Below are 530 nucleotides of genomic sequence, written 5' to 3'. Positions count from 1 at the left end.
ATCACATCCGCCGCATTGTAACCTCGAATATCTACATTCTGGCTGGCGAAGTAACAGCTATTCACATCTGCCTTACAGGCATCAATAAACACGGCTGTAAATGGATCCATTGCTTTTGTGCTATAGGCCATTCTGCATTTTTGCACGCGAACAAATCCACAACGACTTGCGCGAATGAAATAATTCTTAGTAGTCCCTACCGTATTTGTTTCCTCAAGACCAGAAATATATACGCTTCCTACAATGTCTTCTAAATAAAGACTTCTCACTTGGATTCCTGTTGAGCCTTTTGATGGATCAACCGTTGCGTAGTTTGTAGATAAAATATTAATTTTAGCGCCATTAATATTTGTCATCACAATATCTTCATCGTATTTTCCGGGATTGAGCCAAATATAAACGGTAGTGCTCAACAATCGCGGCAACATCGAAACGGCTTTTGTAACCGTTTTAAATGGGCTATCAATTGCACCTGTTCCGTTTACGTCATCACCCTTACCAGAATCCACAAAGTATTCAATTGTTCCTTG

The 530-nt window shown here is 40.0% G+C and carries 1 pseudogene; it reads right to left on the bottom strand.

The annotated features are described in order from the left end of the window. A pseudogene (locus HCK02_RS14015) lies at window positions 1-530 on the bottom strand (DUF1565 domain-containing protein); the annotation flags it as partial.

This window comes from Listeria valentina (assembly GCF_011800755.1).
Classification (GTDB): Bacteria; Bacillota; Bacilli; order Lactobacillales; family Listeriaceae; genus Listeria; species Listeria valentina.
This window is presented reverse-complemented; position numbering and strand designations above follow the sequence as displayed.